At 62.2% G+C, this 5414-nt stretch carries 2 protein-coding genes; both read left to right on the plus strand.

The window, feature by feature from the left end; genetic code table 11:
* Positions 1-763: OmpA family protein (locus tag N5C91_RS31670; RefSeq protein ID WP_279834470.1), on the plus strand; the 763-nt coding region annotated here is incomplete at its 5' end.
* Positions 764-1173: 410 nt separating this feature from the next.
* Positions 1174-5414 (plus strand): Ig-like domain-containing protein (locus N5C91_RS31675; RefSeq protein ID WP_279834473.1); only part of this gene is annotated, 4241 nt, incomplete at its 3' end.

Here is a 5414-nt window from a genome sequence, read left to right on the forward strand (position 1 = left end):
CGTTCCCGAACAAGCCCAGATCGTCATGTACCGTGGCAATGACGCCGGCAAGGAAGCCGCCCACGTCTACATCGACGGCCACCTGCAAAGCGCCCTGATGCCCGGCGGTTACACCGTGTTCTGCACCCCGGCGGGCGAGCATGCGCTGGAGTCCTACATCGGTGACGCACCGCTGTACGTCGGCAAACGCAACCCGGCGAGCTTCGCCAAACTCTCAGGTGGCCAGACCTACGTGCTGGAAGCCCCGGTGATGCCGCACCAGAGCACCCCCATCGTGCACACCGGCAAGGACGCCGAGCAGAGCCTGCAAGGCCTGCGCCGGCAGGCCCACGTCATCAGCCGCGCGCCCTCCGTGGTGCCGTGCCAGACCGAAACCAAGCTGAGCCTGCGCAGCGACGTGCTGTTCCACTTCGCCAAGGGTGGCTACAACGACCTGACCGCCGAAGGCCGCAGCCAACTGGGCCAGGTGGTGCAGGAGATCCAGCAGCAGCCCGGGCGTATCAGTGGCATCGAAGTGATCGGCCACGCCGACCCGATCGGCAAGGCTCAGGCCAACCAGACCCTGTCGCAGCAGCGCGCCGAGACTGTGCGCCGTGTGCTGCTGGAGCAGGGCGTGCAGAGCCAGCTGGTGCACGCCAGCGGCCGTGGCAGCGCCGAGCCGGTGGTGCAGTGCAACAGCGGTTCGCGTAGCGAGAAGATCGCCTGCAACGCACCGAACCGCCGCGTGGAACTGGTGATCCAGGGAACTCAGAACGGCGGTTGAGAATGGCCCGGTGAGACGGTTCGGATAATTTGTTTTCCGAGCTGTCTCCGGGGAAACTCAGCCCTTGTCTGGATTACCCGGCAACACTAAAAAGCCCGCCTTTCAAGGCGGGCTTTTTATTGGGCGGCGTTTGCGGCAACGGAGCTGCTGCGGTGATTGGCCTTCTGCCCAATGCCGACTCGCTGCTGATCTCTACGCAGCCTTCCTACAACTATTCGGAATATCTATCCATATCATCGGAATGGTCTGAGTATAACTCTCATAGCTGCAAATTCAGACTTGATGCCTCGAAAACCGTCCCTCCCCGAGGCAATCTATAGATGTCTACTGAAAATGTTGGTCTTGTTGCAGTCAGCGAAAATGCAACCACGAAGGTTGCCGTCAAATCAGGAGGCAAGGTCAAGGCGCAAGTGGGTACCAAGTACCTGCTCCAGGTAGAAAACAGCAATGTAGCGCCCGAGAACGTCAGCGTTAAACGTGTCGGCAAGGACCTGCAGGTCTTCCTCAACGGCAGCGAAGAGCCTGAACTGGTTATCCAGGACTACTTTGCAGAGGGCATGGATACGCAGCTCTATGGCGCTGCCGAAGATGGCCAGCTCTATAGCTACGTACGAGCCGACGGCGAAAGCTTCCTGTTGGCGGATGGCGAGCTCGAACCAATTGTCCTGGGCACCTCCTCGCTGGGGACCGCGCCGCTCGCTTACGCGGGGATGGAGAGCGCCGGCAGCGCCCTGTTGTGGCCGCTGCTCGCGGGGGCGGGCGTTGTCGGGGTGGCGACAGCCACCAGGAGCAGCAATAGCAACCATCACGGTCTGCTTCTGCAGGCGCCGGCAAAGCTGGCGATCAGCAACATCACCAACGATAACGATCCGCTTCACCCGAGCAACATTGCCCACAACTCTGCGACCAACGACCCCACTCCGGTCGTGTCGGGCAGTGGTGCAACGCCGGGCGACATCATCCATGTGCTCGACAATGGCAATGAAATCGGTAGTACCACAGCCAATGCCGATGGCAGCTGGAGCTTTGTACCGGACCTGCCGCTGGATGACGGTACGCACGACATTGTCGTCATCGATGAGGACCCCGCGACCCACGAGAAGAGCGAGCCGTCCGATCCCTACACGATCATCGTCGACACGAATGCCCCGGATGTCCCGGCGATCAGCGACGTCATCAATGAACGCGACGTGGGCGGTCCGATCCATGTCGAACCGAACGGCCTGACCAGTGGCAGTACCCCGGTGATTTCCGGTGTTGGTGCCGAGCCGGGCGACACCATCCACGTGATGGACAATGGCAGCGAGATCGGTACTGCCGTGGTCGAACCCGACGGTAGCTGGAGCTTTACCCCTGGCTCGCCGCTGGCCGACGGCGCGCATGAGCTGAGCGTCAGCGCCGAGGACCCGGCTGGCAACAGGAGTGATCCATCCGCACCGTATCCGATCACCATCGACACAAGCCCACTGATTGCAGACCTGTGGTTCGACGCGCTTGCCGGTGATGACATCATCAATGCCGTCGAAGCGACCTCTGTCGTGGTTGTTTCGGGCGGTTCTTCCGGCGCGCGCGCTGGAGATATGGTGATAGTGACCTTCGGTGAGCTCAGCTACAGTTCGACTGTCGCTGCGGACGGGCGCTGGAGCGTCAACGTCCCGGGCTCCGAGCTGGTCGCCAACGAGCCACCGCGAATCTATTGCACCTTGTTCGCCACGGATGCGGCTGGCAATGAAGTGTCCGTGTCGACCTTCCACATGTACACAGTCGACCTTATCCCCCCGGATGCTCCCACCATCGACTCGGTGGCCAACAACAACGATCCGGAGCACCCGATCGACGTCGCCAAGGACGGTTCGACCAACGACAATACACCGGTACTTTCCGGTGAAGCCGAGCCGGGCAGCACCGTTCACGTCTACGATAATGGCGTGGAGCTGGGCACTGCCGTTGCTGACAAGGACGGCACCTGGTCGTACGAGGTCCCGGTTGACAAGGCCCTGGCGGATGGCGAGCACGACTTCACCGTCATTGCCGTAGACGCCGGTGGCAACCCGAGCGTGCCGTCGAATGATTATCCCGTGGTCATCGACACTGACCCTCCGACCCCTGATACCAGCCATCTGACCATCGATGCCGTCGCCGGCAACGACCTTGTCAACCAGGACAAGGCCGCGCAACAGCAGACCATATCAGGGCACGCCTCGGGCGAATTCCAGGCCGGTGATATCGTCAGGTTCGAGCTGAACGACACTTCCTACAGTGCGGCGGTCGACGCCTCGGGCGACTGGAGCGTGCAGGTCGCGGGCTCCGACCTGGCGGCTGAAACCAATATCCATGCCACCCTCGAAGCGCACGACCTGGCGGGTAACGTCGGCATGATCGATGCCGACCGTCCCTACACGGTGAACCTCACTCCACCGCTGGCTTCGCTGTCCATCGACATTGTGGCCGGCGACGACATCGTCAACATTGCGGAAGCTGCTGTAGACCAGGCCATTACCGGTGGGTCCACCGGTGGCCGTGCGGGCGATGTGGTCAAGGTCATCGTCAACCACATCACCTACAGCGGTACCATCGATGCCAATGGTGACTGGAGCATCTCCGTTCCGGGCGCTGAACTGGTGGCGGATGAGCTGCACATCATCAATGCGACTCTGGATGCCACCAACGTGGCAGGCAACCACGCCACGGTCACTGCGGAGCATGCCTACTCGGTTGACATCATCCCGCCGGTGGCAACGCTGACCATCAACGTGGTGGCCGGTGACGACATCGTCAACATCGCCGAATCGAAAGTAAACCAGACCATCAGCGGCAAAGTGGTCGGCGAATTCAAGGCTGGCGACCTGGTGAGCTTCACCCTCAACGGCACCGACTACAGCGCCACCGTGCGTGCGACGGGCGACTGGAACGTGTCGGTGGCCGGTAGCGATCTGGCCGCAGAGACCAACATCCACGCGACCCTGGTCGCCCACGACACCGCCGGTAACAGCGCGAGCATCGTGGCCGACCATGCCTATGCCGTGGACCTGATTGCGCCGGAAGCCACGCTGACAATCAACGTGGTGGCGGGTGACGACATCCTCAACCTGGCCGAGTCGCAGACCAGCCAGACCATCAGCGGCAAGGTTGCTGGTGAATTCCTGCCCAACGACCTGGTGACCTTCACGCTCAATGGCACCACCTACAGCGCAGCGGTCAACGCATCGGGTGACTGGAGCGTGCCGGTGGCCGGCAGCGATCTGGCCAAGGAATCCAACATCCACGCGACGCTGATCGCGCATGATGTGGCGGGCAACAGCAGCACCGTAGTCGCCGATCATGGCTACGTCGTGAAGCTGATACCGGAAGACGTGACGCTCACCATCGACACCGTGGCCGGTGACGATATCGTCAACCTGGCGGAGTCGCAGACCAGCCAGACCATCAGCGGCAAAGCCATTGGCAGCTTCACTGCCGGCGATCTGGTGACCTTCACGCTGGACGGTACGGACTACAGCGCACAGGTCAATGCCTCCGGTGCCTGGAGTGTGCAGGTGCCGGGCTCTGCCCTGGCAGGTGATCCGGGCCTTAACATCCACGCTACCCTGGTCGCGCACGACGATGTGGGCAACGTCAATACCGTCACCGCCGACCACGCCTACCGTGTGGATACGGTGCCGCCGGTGGCAACGCTGACCATCAACGTGGTGGCCGGTGACGACATCGTCAACCTCGCCGAATCGAAAGTGAACCAGACCATCAGCGGCAAGGTGGGTGGCGAGTTCAGTGTTGGCGATCTGGTGAGCTTCACCCTCAACGGCACCGATTACAGTGCCGCCGTGCGTGCGACCGGCGACTGGAGCGTGTCGGTGGCCGGTAGCGATCTGGCGGCGGAGACCAACATCCACGCAACCCTGGTCGCCCACGACACCGCCGGTAACAGCGCGAACGTCGTGGCTGACCATGGCTACGCCGTGGACCTGATTCCGCCAGTGGCAACACTGAGCATCAACGTGGTTGCTGGTGACGACGTGGTCAACGCGTCCGAAGCCATGACCAATCAGAGTATCAGCGGCAAGGCCGGTGGCGAGTTCCTCGCCGGCGACGTCGTCAGCTTCACACTGAACGGCACGGCCTACAGCGCGGCAGTCAACGCCTCGGGTGACTGGAGCGTAGTGGTGTCGGGGACCGACCTGGCCAAGGGCAACAGCATCGAGGCGACCCTGGTGGCCCACGATATCGCGGGCAACAGTTCCAGCGTACCGGCAAGCCATCCGTACACGGTTGACTTGATCCCGCCAGTGGCAACGCTGAGCATCGATCCGGTAACGGCCGACAACATCCTCAACCTCGAAGAATCGAAAGTCAGCCAGACCATCAGCGGCAAGGCTGGTGGCGAGTTCCTCGCCGGCGACGTCGTCAGCTTCACGCTGAACGGCCATGCCTACAGCGCCGCGGTCAACGCCTCGGGCGACTGGAACGTCTCCGTCAGCGGTGCGGACCTGGCCAAGGAAACCAATATCCACGCCACCCTGTTGGCGCACGACAGCGTGGGCAACAGCAGCACCGTCACCGCTGACCACGGCTATACCGTCGACCTGGTTTCCACCACCCCGGTAATCACCTCGGTCTACGACGCCGTCGGCGACAAACAGGGCAACCTGGTTCT

Source organism: Pseudomonas sp. GD03903, assembly GCF_029840045.1.
Lineage (GTDB): Bacteria > Pseudomonadota > Gammaproteobacteria > Pseudomonadales > Pseudomonadaceae > Pseudomonas > Pseudomonas pseudonitroreducens.